Annotated in this window: 16 protein-coding genes; 6 read left to right on the top strand and 10 right to left on the bottom strand. The window is 44.8% G+C overall.

Translation table 11 applies throughout. From position 1 onward, the window contains the following. Nucleotides 1-87: 87 nt before the first annotated feature. From RA178_RS14065 to RA178_RS14055, 3 genes are all read right to left on the bottom strand, one after another. Entirely contained in the window at nucleotides 88-1,548 is a 1,461-nt protein-coding gene (locus RA178_RS14065; RefSeq protein ID WP_306682382.1) for a carbon starvation CstA family protein, read from the bottom strand. A gap of 199 nt (nucleotides 1,549-1,747) precedes the next feature. Further along, entirely contained in the window at nucleotides 1,748-2,458 is a 711-nt protein-coding gene (btsR, locus tag RA178_RS14060) for a two-component system response regulator BtsR (RefSeq protein WP_263171093.1), read from the bottom strand. Continuing rightward, nucleotides 2,455-4,152, bottom strand: a complete 1,698-nt coding sequence (locus RA178_RS14055) for a sensor histidine kinase (RefSeq protein ID WP_028760408.1) — start codon at nucleotides 4,150-4,152, stop codon at nucleotides 2,455-2,457. Before RA178_RS14055 ends, btsR begins: the two co-directional genes overlap by 4 nt. A 128-nt stretch (nucleotides 4,153-4,280) precedes the next feature. On the opposite strand from RA178_RS14055, the gene RA178_RS14050 reads away from it, so the two are divergent. Continuing rightward, nucleotides 4,281-4,523, top strand: a complete 243-nt coding sequence (locus RA178_RS14050) for a YecH family metal-binding protein (RefSeq protein ID WP_028760407.1) — start codon at nucleotides 4,281-4,283, stop codon at nucleotides 4,521-4,523. Between the two features lie 356 nt (nucleotides 4,524-4,879). Here the strand turns inward: RA178_RS14050 and RA178_RS14045 are convergent, their stop codons facing one another. The 5 genes from RA178_RS14045 to RA178_RS14025 all read right to left on the bottom strand — a co-directional run bounded on the left by RA178_RS14045 (nucleotide 4,880) and on the right by RA178_RS14025 (nucleotide 7,589). Then, nucleotides 4,880-5,224 (bottom strand): replication protein RepA, encoded by a 345-nt coding sequence (locus RA178_RS14045; protein WP_263171095.1) that lies wholly within the window; start codon nucleotides 5,222-5,224, stop codon nucleotides 4,880-4,882. Continuing rightward, nucleotides 5,211-5,879, bottom strand: coding sequence for an AAA family ATPase (locus tag RA178_RS14040; protein WP_028760405.1), 669 nt, complete (start codon nucleotides 5,877-5,879; stop codon nucleotides 5,211-5,213). The genes RA178_RS14045 and RA178_RS14040 overlap by 14 nt, the downstream gene beginning before the upstream one ends. A 76-nt stretch (nucleotides 5,880-5,955) precedes the next feature. Next, on the bottom strand, nucleotides 5,956-6,258 hold the full coding sequence (locus RA178_RS14035) for a PilZ domain-containing protein (RefSeq protein WP_105252894.1): 303 nt from the start codon (nucleotides 6,256-6,258) through the stop codon (nucleotides 5,956-5,958). 158 nt (nucleotides 6,259-6,416) lie between these two features. Next, the gene (locus tag RA178_RS14030; protein WP_028760403.1) at nucleotides 6,417-6,821 is read right to left on the bottom strand and encodes a phosphate-starvation-inducible protein PsiE; all 405 of its coding nucleotides are present in this window, start codon (nucleotides 6,819-6,821) and stop codon (nucleotides 6,417-6,419) included. A 258-nt stretch (nucleotides 6,822-7,079) separates the two neighbouring features. Then, entirely contained in the window at nucleotides 7,080-7,589 is a 510-nt protein-coding gene (locus RA178_RS14025) for a DUF2062 domain-containing protein (RefSeq protein ID WP_028760402.1), read from the bottom strand. 32 nt (nucleotides 7,590-7,621) lie between these two features. Between RA178_RS14025 and RA178_RS14020 the strand changes: the two genes are divergently transcribed. Genes RA178_RS14020 through RA178_RS14005 form a run of 4 tightly spaced genes read left to right on the top strand, consistent with a single transcriptional unit; the run spans nucleotide 7,622 to nucleotide 12,967 of the window. Further along, nucleotides 7,622-9,940 (top strand): DNA internalization-related competence protein ComEC/Rec2, encoded by a 2,319-nt coding sequence (locus tag RA178_RS14020; RefSeq protein WP_306682376.1) that lies wholly within the window; start codon nucleotides 7,622-7,624, stop codon nucleotides 9,938-9,940. Between the two features lie 32 nt (nucleotides 9,941-9,972). Further along, entirely contained in the window at nucleotides 9,973-11,781 is a 1,809-nt protein-coding gene (msbA, locus tag RA178_RS14015) for a lipid A export permease/ATP-binding protein MsbA (RefSeq protein WP_105252892.1), read from the top strand. Further along, a complete protein-coding gene (lpxK, locus tag RA178_RS14010) occupies nucleotides 11,782-12,777 on the top strand; it encodes a tetraacyldisaccharide 4'-kinase (RefSeq protein ID WP_306682373.1) in 996 nt (331 codons plus the stop codon). A 10-nt stretch (nucleotides 12,778-12,787) separates the two neighbouring features. Then, nucleotides 12,788-12,967 (top strand): Trm112 family protein, encoded by a 180-nt coding sequence (locus RA178_RS14005; RefSeq protein ID WP_006081200.1) that lies wholly within the window; start codon nucleotides 12,788-12,790, stop codon nucleotides 12,965-12,967. A gap of 137 nt (nucleotides 12,968-13,104) precedes the next feature. On the opposite strand, the gene RA178_RS14000 is transcribed toward RA178_RS14005, so the two are convergent. Then, on the bottom strand, nucleotides 13,105-13,566 hold the full coding sequence (locus tag RA178_RS14000) for a hypothetical protein (protein ID WP_306682370.1): 462 nt from the start codon (nucleotides 13,564-13,566) through the stop codon (nucleotides 13,105-13,107). Nucleotides 13,567-13,698: 132 nt separating this feature from the next. Here RA178_RS14000 and RA178_RS13995 point away from each other — a divergent pair, with 132 nt between their 5' ends. Beyond that, nucleotides 13,699-14,388, top strand: a complete 690-nt coding sequence (locus tag RA178_RS13995) for an energy-coupling factor ABC transporter permease (protein WP_263198175.1) — start codon at nucleotides 13,699-13,701, stop codon at nucleotides 14,386-14,388. 160 nt (nucleotides 14,389-14,548) lie between these two features. Here RA178_RS13995 and RA178_RS13990 read toward each other — a convergent pair whose 3' ends face one another. Further along, complete coding sequence (locus RA178_RS13990; protein ID WP_028760396.1) at nucleotides 14,549-14,905, bottom strand: glutathione S-transferase N-terminal domain-containing protein; 357 nt, start codon at nucleotides 14,903-14,905, stop codon at nucleotides 14,549-14,551. Between the last annotated feature and the right edge of the window lie 268 nt (nucleotides 14,906-15,173).

Below are 15,173 nucleotides of genomic sequence, written 5' to 3'. Positions count from 1 at the left end.
CCTGTGATAGCTGTTATTGGTGCAGCAGTATGATCAAAACAGGCGCAATAAAGCGCCTGTTTTAGGTTGGTCATTTGGACTGTTTGACTAGTCTTTGACTGGCTCTTTAAGCTCAGTTTCAACCAGTAAATCAATTTCGCCTTTACCTTTGGTTTTCACAATCAAGAGTGCTGTAATCACTAAGGTTGTGACTATGCCCGCTATGGTTGATACCGTCATAGGTAAACCTGCGCCTAAGGTTGACGAGTTCAGTAGGAAGGTGATAACCACAGTGGTCATAAACATCGCTGGAATTGTCGCAATCCAATGTAGTTTGTTATGTCGTAGCAGGTAAGCCGAAGCCGTCCACAGCATTAATACTGCAGTGGCTTGGTTTGCTACACCGAAGTAGCGCCAAATCACACCAAAGTCCACTTGGGTCAATATGCCGCCGATAACAAAGAGTGGGAGAGCTAACACTAAGCGCTTTGGTAGTGAGATTTGTGGCATCTTGAAAAACTCAGCCAGAATTAAACGCGCAGAGCGGAAAGCCGTATCGCCTGAGGTAATCGGCAGAATAATCACCCCTAGGATAGCCATAAAGCCACCGATAGCGCCTAACAGACCGGTAGAGGCCTCATAGACGACGTTGGCAGGGTTACCTGACATACCCGCACTTAACCCTTCAACTCCGCCAAAGTAAGACAACGCGATGGCACACCAAAGCAATGCGATAATGCCTTCGCCAATCATGGCACCAAAGAAGACGAAGCGACCATTAGTCTCGTTTTCAACGCAGCGGGCCATTAACGGTGATTGAGTAGCATGGAAACCCGATACTGCGCCACAGGCAATAGTGATAAATAGGGCAGGCCAAAGTGGCATGTCGTTCGGATTTAAGTTTTGGAAGAAATCGCCCGCTTGTACGTTAGGCAGTAAGGTATGCTCGCTTGATAGCATAATTGCGAAAGCTAAACCAAACGACATGAAGAACAATAAAGCGCCAAAGAAGGGGTACAGACGACCGATAATTTTATCGACAGGTACCACAGTTGCAATCAGGTAATAGACGAAGATTATACCAACGAAGATACTGACATCCCAACCAGTAAGCTTGCCAAGTAAGCCTGCAGGCGCAGAGATAAAGACCACACCGACAAGCAGTAACAGCACAATAGCAAACACGTTCATGAAGTGTTTGGCGCTCTTACCTAAATACTTACCCGCAAGGTTTGGCACGGATTGACCGCCATTGCGCACTGACAACATACCGGAGAAGTAGTCATGTACTGCACCTGCAAAGATACAGCCAACCACAATCCACAACATGGCTGCAGGACCATAGAGTGCACCTAAGATAGGACCAAAAATTGGGCCTACGCCTGCAATGTTTAATAATTGAATTAGATAGACTTTGCCTTTAGACATAGGCACAAAGTCGACGCCATCAGTTTGACTGAAAGCGGGTGTTTGACGATTAGCGTTAATGCCGAAGACTTTCTCGACAAAGGCGCCGTAGATAAAGTAGCCGCCGATCAGTAGACCGACACAGAGTAGGAACCACATCATTTTTGTTATCTCCCCATTTGAGTTCTGGCGAGTGTAAACAAGTTGTTGATATAAAACTTTGTAATTTCAATGAGTGGTCGAAAATGCAGTGTGAGCGGCAATTGGTGAGCTTAAGTGGTTACCATTGTATGTTAACGGTGAGTGTTGTTGGCCATCTTATGGCTAAAAATACGTCGCTAAGATAACTTTGGTATTGTGTTTATTGAAAGCCAAATAGCTGTTTAAGGCTTTTAAGATAGCGGCGTGATACGGGTACTTTATCGCCTAAATGAGTGGTGACTTCAGCCCCTGTATCTAACAGCTCAATTTCAGCAATCGCCTTAGGTGAAATCAAATACTGCCTATGGCAGCGCACCAGTGGGGTTTTTTCTTCGAACACTTTCAAGGTCAACTGGGTATGGACTTTGCCTTTCGTGCTGGCCACATGGATGCCGCTTAAGTCACTGAACACATATTCCACATCTTGGATTGCAATGACTTTGAGTTTATTGCCGCTGTAGCAGGGAATATGTTCAAGACTCTTTGGGGTAATGGAGTCCATAGCCTGAGGCGTTAGATTTTTACGCACACGAGTGAGGGTTTTACTGAGTCTGTCGGCATCTATGGGTTTGAGTAAATAATCGAAGGCATGATTGTCGAAGGCTTTGACGGCAAACTCGTCGTAGGCGGTGACAAACACGATTTTCGGCATGTCATCGGGGTCGAGCATTGCAATAAGTTCCATGCCCGAAATGCGTGGCATTTGGATATCAAGAAAGATTAACTGAGGTTTTTCTTTGGTTATGCTCTGTAATGCTTCAATAGCATTGGCGCATTGACCGACGATTTGGATGTCGTGTTCTTGCCCCAAAAGGTCAGCTAATTCTTCACGAGCAAACAGCTCATCATCGACAATTAAACAATTGATCACGTGCGGTTATCCATATTTGATGTTTCAGGGCTTTCTATGGGCAATCTTATGGTGACACGAGTCAATTGATCGGGCTCGCATTCCACTGTCACGCCGTATTGTTCGCCAAAAATATTTTGAATTCGCTTATGCACTAAGTTCATCCCTAGGCCTTCTGAGCCCTCAATGGGCTGATACAACCCGGCATTGTCTGTGACTTCTAGCTCCAGTACATCATTTTCGAGCTTGCCAGTCACTTTGATCTGCCCTTGCTCAATCATGTGCGACGTGCCGTGCTTTACGGCATTCTCAATAATTGGCTGCAGGGTAAAGGCGGGGACTTTACAGTGGTAGAGTGATTCAGGTATCGCGATACTGACTTGTAATTTATCAATAAAACGCGCTTTTTCAATGGTGAGATAGGACGCTATGTGATCTAGCTCATCCCCAAGCGTCACTAAGCCTGTCGTTCGCTTTAAATTGATCCGTAAAAATTGCGATAACTGCTGCAATAGCTGCTTAGACATATCAGGATCACGTTTGATAATCGCGCTAATGGTATTCAGTGCATTAAATAAAAAGTGCGGATTGACCTGAGCCTGCAGCAATTTAAGTTCGGCTTGAGTCAGTAGATTTTGCTGTTGCTCAAAACGCCCATAAAGAATTTGGTTCGATAACAGGCGGGCAATACCTTCACCTAAAGTACGGTTGATATTCAAAAAAAGTTTATTCTTAGGCTCATAGAGTTTAATCGTGCCAATGACTTCGGTATCACTGCGCAGCGGGATCACTAGACTTGACCCTAGACGGCAATGAGAAGAAATAGAGCATGCATAGGGCGTTTCAACGCCATCGGCGAACATGACCTTATTTTGATTGATGGCTTCTAAGGTGATTTTGGATGAAATCGGTGTACCAGGGAGATGGTGATCGGCGCCTATGCCAATAAAGGCTAACAGTTTTTCTCTGTCCGTGATGGCCACTGCACCCACATTGGTTTCTTCGATGACGATTTGGGCGACGTGACTACTACTTTCTTCGTTAAATCCTTTGGATAGTAATCCGACACTGCGTTCGGCAATTTTTAATGCCTTAGTCGAAAAGCTCGATGAGAGTTTATCAAACATGGTTTTTTGGTCACGGATCATGCTCATAAAGAGTGCCGCTCCCACGGAGTTCACTAACAACATGGGCGGCGCGATTTGACGTACCAATTCCCATGCATCATCGAAGGGGCGTGCGACCAAAAGTATGATGCTCATTTGCATCATTTCAGCATAAAAAGTCACTAGGCAAACGAGTAATGGATTGTAGATGAGCTCACTTTTATCTGCGCGTCTTAAGTAGAAGCTTATCATCCCTGCGGATAAGCCTTCTAAGGTGGTGGAGATGGCGCAGGCTATATCAGTAAAGCCGCCCATACTGTAGCGGTGTAGCCCACCAGTCAGCCCCACCAGAAAACCAGTAACCGGTCCTCCTAGTAATCCGCCTAAAACGGCGCCCATAGCACGAGTGTTGGCAATCGCTCCTGAGGTTTGCTCACCAAAATAAGTGGCCATGATGCAGAAACTCGAAAAAATCAGATACATAAAAATCTTATGTGGCAGACGAGGAGACGTTTCAGCAAACAGTTTAAACAGCGGTGTTTTACTGACTAAGTAAACGATCACTAAGTACAGCGACATCTGTTGGGTCAGTAATAGGATCAAAGACATAATGGCTCACATTATCGTCACAGATGTCGGCGCAGTCGTCCCCATTTGAAAGTTTGTGCGCGAGATCAGGGTTCGAATTTAACCGTTAGGATATAAAGAACAATAATATTGCATCTTTAGGAGGACATATGTCCAATTCTGTTCACGGTCATGATGTTATGGCGCTGATGGTAGCTCAAGGGGCCGCTATTATAAAGCCTGAATTAATTTCCATGATGGAGCAAAAGTTTGGCTCGGCGGCTCGATACCATACTTGTAGTGCAACTGATTTGAGTGCCGAAGCATTAATTGAGTTACTCATAGGTAAAGGTAAGTTTTACGAAACGTCCCAAGGTATACAACTTGTAGCAGGGCGAAAGTGTGAGCATTAATACCCATCGTATTAAATATCTGTTCATTCAGCGGGAGCTCAAAGCGCTTTAGACAAGGCAAAGGCTTGAAGGCATAGCGGTGCTCTGTCCAAAGCATTAAACGCTGTATAAGCGTGTTGCCATGCAGTGAATATCAGCCGCCCTTCGGGAGCCACAGGCATTCCACTCCGGTGTTGCATTACTTAAAAGGGAATGACCATTTCTGCATCAATGCGCCTTGGATTGAGATGCCAGTGAGGCTCTGAACTGACTAACTATTTAATGTGATTGGTATAATACACAGTGACCATAGCGTACTCATTTTATTTGGCTGGTTAGTTTTTAGTCACTTAGATGTGTAATTATTTTGTTGAAGCTTAGGCTTCATCATGGCGCTTATTTGCAATTTGCTCCTGCTGTGCGGGGGTGAGTTGGGTAAATTCATTGATCAAAATACGCAGTAATCGAGATTTTGCAATATTGGTGGATTTCGATAGGGCGTCAAGCTGAGAAATACTGTTTTCAGTGAGGGTAAAGGTCGCGTGGCGATAAATCTTAGTCGATTTTTTATCTAAGCCCTTAACTATGGTTTGTGTGGTGGGCGCAGCTAATAAACTCGCCTTACCTAAAGCGTAGTTATTGGCATCTTCAATGAAATCATCGACAGAAACCGGCTTGATGATTTGCTTAGGTTTCTTACGTTTAAGATCAGTTAAGCTCATAGCTATTTTCTGGTGGCATTGCGAATAACTCATCCGCGATGGCGCGGATCTCATCGGCTGCTTTTCCATCGGGTTCTATTTCGACGACTGAAGAGCCTCTTTCTTCACTGTCATCATAAATATTTCGGCAAAATGTAACTGAATTTAGCACTCTTAGTCCAAAGGATTGCACCACATCTTTGGCTTCTAAAATGCGTTTAAACTGTGTAGGAAGCGCTGGACATTGGGTTAGCACTATAGTCGCGATCATTTTAGGATTCACCATCTTACACGTACTTAGCATGTCTTCCATGTGGGGTAATGTTTTGAGATCGCGTCTTTTGGGTCTGAGGGGGATCACAACATAAGTCGCTACCGACATAGCTGCGCGCATGGCTAAGTTATCTTGGCCACCACAATCTACAATTACGTAGTCAAAACGCTCATTGAGGCTGAGTAAATCATTACGAATCTTGCCGTAAAGTTGGATGCAATTAATACTTGGGAGGCTTGGATCATTATTTCTTGCTTGGATCCAATCTGAAGTCGTGCGTTGGGGATCACAATCGACCATGAGGACGTTTGCCTGAAATTTTTGCTTAATATAAACGGCAAGATTTTGAGCGAGACAACTTTTTCCGCTACCACCTTTTTCACCACCTACCAGCAAGATCATACTGACGCCCCTTAATGAATTGTTCAATTCATTGAGTGTAGAACAGAGCCATTAAAGCTGCGAAATTTAAGTTAAATTAAAGCAGTTGCATAGCAATATGGTAGCTTTGGTCATGGCATCTCGCGCAACGGCAGACTTGTCCTTTAACGGTATTTTGTTGGGTTGAATTGGGATTAAAGGTCACTTCGATGAGTTCCCCGAGTGCAAACGGATTTTTATAATCGAATAAAATGCCGCGTCTTGCTAAGTCGATACACACACCTTCATCTGTTTGCTTCATGCCTTGAGTGTCGATCCAATTCAAGACCACGCGCTCTGCTTCCATGTCGACTCGCAGTGATGTGCGTTTTTCTTCAAAACCAGTAGTATGGTCACCCATAACTCAATTGCCCCGTAAATTATTGATCTCAGTAAAACTAGCATAATTGCTTTTTGGCAGAATACCAATGTGAAAGCTAGGTCTTTGATAATAGTTTTAAAACGAGAACAGCAGGTGCCATTGATTTAGGTTTCAATAGCACCAACTCAGGTATTTGATTAATTGTCGTATTCTTGATTTTTTGGATAAGGCATTTTTAATTGGCCCCAACGAATCACAATCACGGTTGCCGCTAAAATTAGCGTCGATAATGATATTGCTGCGATACGCCAGTCTTCCATGCTCTTCATATCTAAGATTAGGTAACGGGCCAAGGCGACAATCGCAATATAAAGCGGCATACGTACTGGTAACTTACCGGATTCATAGTAGTTAGCCACCATGGCTAACACTTCTAAGAAAATAAATAACAAGAGTAAATCGGCCAGTGCGACCATACGTACAGAGATGATATGCACAATTTCTTGGCCTATTGCGACAACGGTGGCAATGGCAATAATAAATAGGACTAAGTGTTCAACGGCTTTAAGGCTTTTAGAACCATATTGATGATAAAAAGGCATGGATATTCCCTACTTGATGTTTTTATAAATAGTAACAGCAAAAATCTGTTTTTAGGGAAAAGCTAGGCGCCGCTGTGTGATTTAATTCACAGATATGTACGATCTTAAATTCGGCGCAAAGTGGAGTTAACGTGGTTGTATTGTAAAAGGTGATTCACATGATGAACAAAAGGGAAGCGAGAGCGAATGTGTTAATCCGCTTATGCTGTTACCTTGACTCAATCGTTGTACCAACATAAGCGGTTTGAATATAAAAGATTATTTATTCTTGCGTTTCTGCCACTTAAACATAATTGAATATTTCCACAGATTATTAATCAGCAAATAACCGACAGCGGAAAAAACCACTCCTAGCACTAGACACCCGAGTAAGAATGCCGGACCTATGGTCGCAAGCGATGCTTCAATCCATTGCCAACTTGCTTCGAAGGCAAAATCTTGCGGAGCATGGCCGAGTATTTTAGCACCGAGTAAATACGCCCCATAAAACATCACTGGCATAGTTAAGGGATTGGTTATCCATACTAATGCAACTGAAACAGGAATATTAACGTTAAATAGAATGGCAAAAGCCGCTGCAACAACCATCTGAAATGGCATTGGGATCCAAGCGACAAATAACCCTACGGCAAATGCGCCTGGGGCGGATTTTCGATTAAGTGCCCATAGATTGGGATTATGTAACAAGCGTCCGAACATGCGTAAGTGTTTATGCTCACGCAAGGTTTCAGGCTTAGGCATAAATCTTTTAATTAATTTTTTTGGCATATGCTGAAATTGCTGTCTTAACTTAATTCACTATGAATCGATTCATGTTTGGCTTTAGTGCCATCTTATTATCAGCGATGTTATGGCCTTCGCTGCCGCCAGTCAGTTACATACCCTACTTTGTTGTTGGGGCGTTAATCTTACACCGAAAAATCCCTGTCTGTGCAGGTGGGCTCTTTGCGGTAGCATGGCTAACTGGTTTTTGCTTAGGATTATCTAGGCAGGATTTGCCAGTGTTACAACAACCTATACAGGTAAGGGGCGAAATCATATCACTAGTTAGTCGAAACAGCGACTGGCTAAGTTTGGATATATCGCTCATTAAACCAAATTTAATCTTAGGGCCAAACGCAAAATTGCGACTCACGTGGAAAGATCCGCCAGAAGTCGATGTGGGTCAGGTTTGGCTGTTTACGTTGACACCTAAGAGCATTGCTAGCGTGCTAAATCAAGGCGGCTACAACGAACAAAAACAATTAATCAGTCAACATGTTGTCGGTAAAGGACGAGTGATTGAGGCGCAGTTACTTGCGGTTTCGCCTTCATTGCGTAATGACCTCATAAGCGCATTGACACCTGAATTAGCCTCTTTACCTCAAGGTGACATTTTACTCGCTTTGCTTTTGGGGGATAAGCATTTGATCTCACAAGCTCGTTGGCAAGCACTAAGGCAGACTGGCACTGGCCATTTAGTGGCGATTTCCGGTTTGCACCTCTCCGTCGTCGCGGCATGGGTATACGCTTGCCTTTTGTTTGGATTGAGTCGTTTGGTGTCACATCAGAGTCGACGTAATATGACTTTTGCGTTAGTCGCGGCAGGTATAGGCGCAGCATTTTATGCCTATCTTGCAGGTTTTGGTGTATCGACTCAGCGTGCACTCGTGATGATTTTACTGTTAATGCTACTGAGTTTATTAAAGCGATTTTCTACTGCGTGGGAGCGCTTGCTGTTTGCATTGTTTGTCGTATTGTTACTCGACCCGCTTGCTTGTTTAAGTGCGGGATTTTGGCTGTCGTTTTGTGCTTTAGGGGTGATTTTATATACCTTAGTCATCCAGCCCAAAGAGTTTACGGCTGTGTCGACTCGAAGGACGCGTGTAGGCGCGGGGCTTTTACAATTTTGGGCCATCCAGTGGCGCTTGAGCCTTGGGCTTGGATTACTGCAAGGAGCACTCTTTGGTGGTGTGAGTTTACACAGCTTGTGGATGAATATCCTAGCTGTGCCATGGTTTAGTTTTGTTGTTATCCCATTAGCTATGGCGGGATTTATATGCTGGTGGGTTGGTACTGCGTTTGGGTTCTCTTGGTTAGGACTGCTTCGCCTAAGTGATTGGAGTTTATCACCCTATGCACAGTTGCTAGACATAAGCCAGCAATTGCCAGCCCATTGGTTAGCGCTTTCAGATACGATATTAGCCTTGGGGTTATCTGCGTTCATCGGTGGTGTGTTATGGCGCTATGTGCCTAAAAATAAAAATTATACTGCTTGGTTAAGCCTGCTGAGTTTACTGTTTATTCCCGCTTTGCTTTTCTGTATTACGCTGTGGTCACCCGTTCAAAATAATCGATGGGCTATGCATTTACTGGATGTGGGCCAAGGTTTAGCTGTGGTTATTGAAAAGAATGGTAGAGGGCTGGTCTACGACACAGGTGCCGCCTTTGGTGATGACTTCAGTTATGCGGAGCGGGTGATATTACCTTTCCTAAAAGCCAAAGGCATTCAAGATATTGATTATATTGTTATCAGCCATAGCGATAACGATCATGCAGGTGGTGCCCCTGTTTTGATTGAGGCTTACCCTAAGGCTTTAGTGATCACAGACATGGCTGGCTTTAGTGGCCAAGATTGCCGCCCAAGGCAGATTCAATGGCAAGGGCTGAGCTTGAATTTGCTTTCTCCGCCTCAAGCGTTAGTGGGTAATAATGGTTCCTGTGTTATACGCATTGATGATGACAGGCAGAGTCTACTGCTTACGGGGGATATCGAAAAGCAAATCGAAACTTCGCTATTAAGTCGTGCCTTAAGTGGTGAGTATGAGTTACAAAGTGAAGTGCTCGTTGCGCCCCACCACGGCAGTAAAACCTCGTCAACTGAAGCCTTTATTGATGCTGTGGCCCCCAAGTTAGTCTTGTTTCCTGCTGGTTTTGCTAATCGCTGGGGGTTTCCAAAATCCACAGTGGTTGAACGGTATCAGCAACGGGAGATTATGGGCCTAACTACAGGTATAGAAGGGCAGATTAGTGTGATTTTTCAGCAGTCTGAGCGAGAGGTTAAGACCTATCGTGGTGATTTAGCGCCATTTTGGTACAACTCTCTGTTTAGATTTGGTGACTTGATTAATCCAGAGTAGAATGCCTACTTTGCCATAATTTAGTGTTATCAATGACAACATCTCCTAAAGACGAAATGTGGACAGTTTTCAAACGATTACTGGGCTATATAAAACAGATGAAAGGCATGTTTATGCTTTCAGTTGCGGGATTAATTATTTATGGTCTCGTCGATGCCGCCTTTATCGCTTTCATCGGCCCCTTTATTGATAAGGGTTTCTCCGGCGGCGCACCTGCTGCGGTGACCAACGGCATCGCATTGCCAACCAGTGAAGGTTTCCACGCGAACAACGACGTGCTAATGATGGCGCCGCTTGTGGTTATCGTCATGTTTTCCCTGCGCGGTTTTGCCAACTTTGTCTCGACCTACGGCATTTCATACATGAGTGCGCGTTTGATCATGGACATGCGTCAGCAAGTGTTTGAGCATTATCTGAGCCTGCCTGTCAGTTATATGGATAAGGAAAATACCGGTAACTTGATCTCAAAAGTGACTTTTGATACTGAGCAAATCGCTCGAGCATCGGGAAGTGCTTTGATTTCAATCGTCCGCGATAGTGTGACTGTGTTTGGTATGCTGGTGCTGATGTTCTATAACTCTTGGAAGCTATCCCTCTGTATTCTTGTGATTGGTCCTATCATGGGCATGGTCATTGCGGTGGTTAGTCGTCGTTTCCGTAAGGTCTCTAAGCAAATTCAAACAGCCATGGGCGGGGTGAGTGCGACTACGGAGCAAATGATTAAAGGCCATAAAAACGTATTGGCCTTTGGTGGACAGGAAACAGAAGCAACCCGTTTTGCTAAAGTAAACGATCAAAACCGCCATCAAAATATGAAGTTAGCTGTGGCACAAGCCATTAGTCAGCCTCTGATCATGATTATTGGTTCATTCGCCTTAGCCTTTGTACTTTATGCGGCAAGCTTAGACAGCATGAAAGCCGATCTTACCGCGGGTACTTTCGCGACGATTCTTGGTGCCATGATGGCCATGTTACAGCCAATCAAAAACTTAACCCGAGTGAATGCCGAATTTCAACGGGGTATTGCGGCTTGTACCACAGTGTTTGAATTACTGGATACGCTGCCTGAGTCAGATACGGGAACTTATACTGTTGAGCGTGCTAAGGGTCATCTACGTTTTGATAATGTGTGTTTTACCTATGACAGCCAAGATCGTCGTGCTCTTGAGAATGTCGATTTTGAAGTCAAACCCGGGCAAACCTTAGCCTTAGTTGGACGTTCTGGCTCAGGTAAGTCGACTATTGCGAGTTTAGTGACCCGTTTTTATACGGGCCTTGAATCCGGCGATATTCTGCTTGATGACGTCAGCATCTACGATTACTCGCTAAAATCGCTGCGTAATCAAGTGGCACTGGTATCGCAACAGGTGACCTTGTTCAATGACACGATAGCCAATAACATCGCTTACGCCTACCCAGGTGAAGCCACTCGTGAGCAGATCATTGAAGCTGCGACCTTGGCCTATGCGATGGAGTTTATTGATCAGCTGCCCCAAGGCCTTGATACCCAAGTGGGTGAGAATGGCGTGTTATTGTCCGGTGGTCAAAGACAGCGGATTGCGATTGCGCGCGCTATGTTGCGTGATGCGCCTGTGTTGATCCTCGATGAAGCGACCTCCGCACTGGATACTGAGTCAGAAAAAGCCATTCAAAAAGGGTTAGATAACCTCAGACAAAACCGCACATCTGTAGTGATTGCCCACAGGTTGTCGACCATCGAGAGTGCCGATCAAATTTTAGTAGTCGATCAGGGGCGGATTGTCGAGCGCGGGACGCACCAATCACTATTGGAATTAGATGGGATGTACGCCAAATTATACCAAATGCAATTTGGTAGTTAGATGCAGGCCTTAGTGAATAAAATTTGGTATCAGGGCCATCCACTGCGATGGCTCCTGTTACCTTTATCTGGCTTATTCGCGGTTATCACTTATGTGCGCCGCGCTTTGTTTCACCTCGGGATGAAATCACAAACTGCAATGCCTGTACCTGTCATCGTCGTCGGTAATATTACCGTCGGTGGCAGCGGTAAGACGCCAACTGTGATTTATCTGATTGAATTACTGCGCCAACATGGATTTCACCCCGGTGTGATCAGTCGTGGTTACGGTGTTGATATTCAAGGCGTTAAATCGGTTTGCTTAGGTGCAAGTGCGGCAGAGGTGGGTGATGAACCTGCCATGATAGTGGCGCGCACTCAAGTGCCTATGGTGGTTGGTGCTAAACGGGTCGATGCGGCTAATGCGCTTATTGCTGAGTTTGGTGTTGATGTCATCATCTGTGACGATGGCCTACAGCATTATGCTCTGGCACGCGATATTGAGCTGGTGGTAATTGATGGTCAGCGCGGTTTAGGCAATGGCTTGCTATTGCCAGCAGGTCCATTGCGTGAAGGCGCGTGGCGTCTCGATACCGTGGATTTTATCGTCAGTAATGGCGGCCCAGCGGCAAAAGGGCAGTTCGAAATGCAACTGACACCTACGGCAGTGAAGCCTGTTAAATGTGATGCGACGTCTGGTGAATATACTTTCGATAAGTCTCAGCCGCTCGTTGCGATGGCGGGCATAGGTAATCCAGCGCGTTTCTTTGAATCGTTGCGCGCTCAAGGTTATCAACTGGCGCTATGCCAGGGTTTTGATGACCATCAGCCCTACGATAAAACCCAATTACGTGATTTAGCCCAAGACTTGCCGCTATTGATGACAGAAAAAGATGCGGTTAAATGTCGCGATTTTGCACAAGAAAACTGGTGGTATTTGGCGGTCGATGCCAAGCTATCCCCACAATTTGATGAACAGCTGCTCGCACGTCTTCGTGAAGTGGCTGCAGCTAAATAAGGAAACTTCCATGGCATTCGATAAAAAATTGTTAGATATAGTGGCTTGCCCTGTGTGTAAGGGAAAACTTGAGTACGATAAAACGACGCAGCAGTTGATTTGTAAGGCAGATAAACTTGCTTATCCGATCACTGAAGGTATCCCGGTGTTATTGGAAAATCGTGCTGTGCCACTGACCGAATCAGTTTAGTGTGATGTGAATGCGCGTATTGTCTCATACGCGCATGCTTACTTTTTATTCTGCTTATTATCGTTTTAGCTATTTTTAGCCGATTTAAGTTTTTTGTATTGGTAACTGTGCACGTTTCTTCATTACTTTGAGTTTAGTTAATAGCTCATAAATTTGTGTTTATCAGCATTGGTTGCCCCCTCTTGGCACTCACCGCGGATTTCTCCTCGACCAGGCTCGATAATTCGGCTTAATTCAATATAACCTTCGCGGCAATAACCCGTCATTTCAAGGGTTTTGATTAAACCTAAATCAACCTGTCTCCCCCAAATTTCTAATGAGTCCTGTAGATCTTGCATCGCGCGGCGTTGCTCACGGGGATCTTGCATATTACGTATGCGTGCCTCGTGTGGAAAAGGGCGCTCTGTATCATTCATTGTCGACTTTTCATCGACCAGCCGCGCTTTGTAGCTGAAGAGTTTAAGGCCATCGCTTTTAATATCCGTCGTTAACTTATCCCGTAATTTTCCGGCGAGTTCACTCGGGTCAATTGGCGCACTGCTGCAGGCGATGAGCGAGAAACAACTTAAGATGGCAAGGCTGAGATATCGAAACGGCATAATCAAATTTAACTCTTAGGTTATTAACTGACAGAAGAATACCTTAATATGGCCCTAAAGTTCATGGATTTATGGCATTCTCATAGGGTGAGTACGCGCCGATAGGTGTAATGGATTAAGGATGGGCGAGTAATGTGGGCGTTTTGGTCGAATAAATGGGCGCAAATCGAATGGGATATGGGCCTGACTCAAGGTATATGCCTTATGTTCTTGGCGTTATGGCTCTACGCCATATGGCCAAAAGAAGAGTTAGTGCAGCTCCGGCGGGATAAACATCTCCAATTACGTTTGTTGCTGACGTTGGTGGGGATCAATGCGCTGTGGTCGCTAAATGCCAGTATTCAAACTGGGTTGCATCTGCATTTTCTGGGAATTGTCACTTGTATGCTGATGTTCGGCTGGCGTCTTGCGACTCTAGTGTTGCTATTGCCGAGCGCTTTTTTTAGTCTTTTTGTATTAAAGCAACCCGCTGATTTTGGTGCTTTTAGTTTGTTCGCTATGGCCGTGCCGCTGTTTCTGTGTTTTATCCTATACAGTCGCAGTTACCATTTATTTCCTAAGCATATTTTTGTATTCATCTTCGTCGGTGGTTTTATCAATGCGGGCCTCTCAACTGTGTTTCATCAATTGAGTTGGGCGACGTGGTTGTGGTCTGCGGCGGATTACGATTGGAATGTGTTAGTAGACGACTACCTGATGCTAATCCCTTTGCTGGCATTCCCAGAGGCATTGCTTAATGGCATGGCGGTGACGCTATTGGTGGTGTATCAGCCCCAGTGGTTATTTGATTATTCTGACCGTGAATATTTGTGGCGTAAGTAAATGCGATAAAAGAATGTGATAAAACAACGCAATAAAAGAACTGCGCCCGAAACCTCGTCATTCCAACGTAAAGCCCTTTGTAAGTGCCCATTGAACAGACGATTGAAAAGGTTACTGGACGCTCTTATTTGTATATTTGCGCTGACCGTTGCGCCGTGATTTAGGCGAAGCGTTGGTCTAAGTAGTTAATGATTTCTTTTGATTCATATAACCACTGTACTTGACCGTTTTCTTCAATCCGCAGACAAGGCACTTGTTGTTTGCCGCCTTGAGCGATGAGTTCATCTTTATGCGGCGCTTTTTTAGCGTCGTGGGTCACTATGTTGAGTCCTTGGCGACGCATTGCACGGCGGACTTTTACACAAAATGGGCATGCAGGATATTGATACAGGGCTAATGCTTGAGTTTGAGCATCAATTTTTTGTTGCTCAGCCAGTGGACGTTGGCGCTTCTTAGGGCTAAATACGAAGTTTAAAAACAGAATAATCCTGCCTAAAATCCAGCGAATGATAAACATGTTATTGACCTTAATGATAATTTTTGTGGAAGAACATTTGTGCGTTATGGCGCCACAGAAAGTGTGCGGCGAGTCTGAGAGCCAGTCGTTTAAAAACTGTGATCTCAGTTGTATAAAGGTCGCAGAGTGTAACCTATGGCACCAAGCACGGCCAACATTTTAGAGTGAATTAACAGATAGATGATTTGATTGTAGAAGAATGGTTTTTTGATTGGTTATGACGCTTAGCCATAAGGTAAAAGCCCGCTAAAGTCGAACTTTAGCGGGC

Source organism: Shewanella oncorhynchi, assembly GCF_030848765.1.
GTDB lineage: Bacteria > Pseudomonadota > Gammaproteobacteria > Enterobacterales > Shewanellaceae > Shewanella > Shewanella oncorhynchi.
Note: the sequence above shows the minus strand (reverse complement) of the source record. Positions and strands in the feature narration are given on the sequence as shown.

Coding starts and splice junctions, on each gene's coding strand:
- RA178_RS14065 (WP_306682382.1), bottom strand. CDS start 1,548: ATGATGTGGTTCCTACTCTGTGTCGGTCTACTGATCGGCGGCTACTTT.
- RA178_RS14055 (WP_028760408.1), bottom strand. CDS start 4,152: ATGTCTTTGATCCTATTACTGACCCAACAGATGTCGCTGTACTTAGTG.
- RA178_RS14050 (WP_028760407.1), top strand. CDS start 4,281: ATGTCCAATTCTGTTCACGGTCATGATGTTATGGCGCTGATGGTAGCT.
- RA178_RS14045 (WP_263171095.1), bottom strand. CDS start 5,224: ATGAGCTTAACTGATCTTAAACGTAAGAAACCTAAGCAAATCATCAAG.
- RA178_RS14040 (WP_028760405.1), bottom strand. CDS start 5,879: ATGATCTTGCTGGTAGGTGGTGAAAAAGGTGGTAGCGGAAAAAGTTGT.
- RA178_RS14035 (WP_105252894.1), bottom strand. CDS start 6,258: ATGGGTGACCATACTACTGGTTTTGAAGAAAAACGCACATCACTGCGA.
- RA178_RS14030 (WP_028760403.1), bottom strand. CDS start 6,821: ATGCCTTTTTATCATCAATATGGTTCTAAAAGCCTTAAAGCCGTTGAA.
- RA178_RS14025 (WP_028760402.1), bottom strand. CDS start 7,589: ATGCCAAAAAAATTAATTAAAAGATTTATGCCTAAGCCTGAAACCTTG.
- RA178_RS14020 (WP_306682376.1), top strand. CDS start 7,622: ATGAATCGATTCATGTTTGGCTTTAGTGCCATCTTATTATCAGCGATG.
- msbA (WP_105252892.1), top strand. CDS start 9,973: ATGACAACATCTCCTAAAGACGAAATGTGGACAGTTTTCAAACGATTA.
- lpxK (WP_306682373.1), top strand. CDS start 11,782: ATGCAGGCCTTAGTGAATAAAATTTGGTATCAGGGCCATCCACTGCGA.
- RA178_RS14005 (WP_006081200.1), top strand. CDS start 12,788: ATGGCATTCGATAAAAAATTGTTAGATATAGTGGCTTGCCCTGTGTGT.
- RA178_RS14000 (WP_306682370.1), bottom strand. CDS start 13,566: ATGCCGTTTCGATATCTCAGCCTTGCCATCTTAAGTTGTTTCTCGCTC.
- RA178_RS13995 (WP_263198175.1), top strand. CDS start 13,699: ATGTGGGCGTTTTGGTCGAATAAATGGGCGCAAATCGAATGGGATATG.
- RA178_RS13990 (WP_028760396.1), bottom strand. CDS start 14,905: ATGTTTATCATTCGCTGGATTTTAGGCAGGATTATTCTGTTTTTAAAC.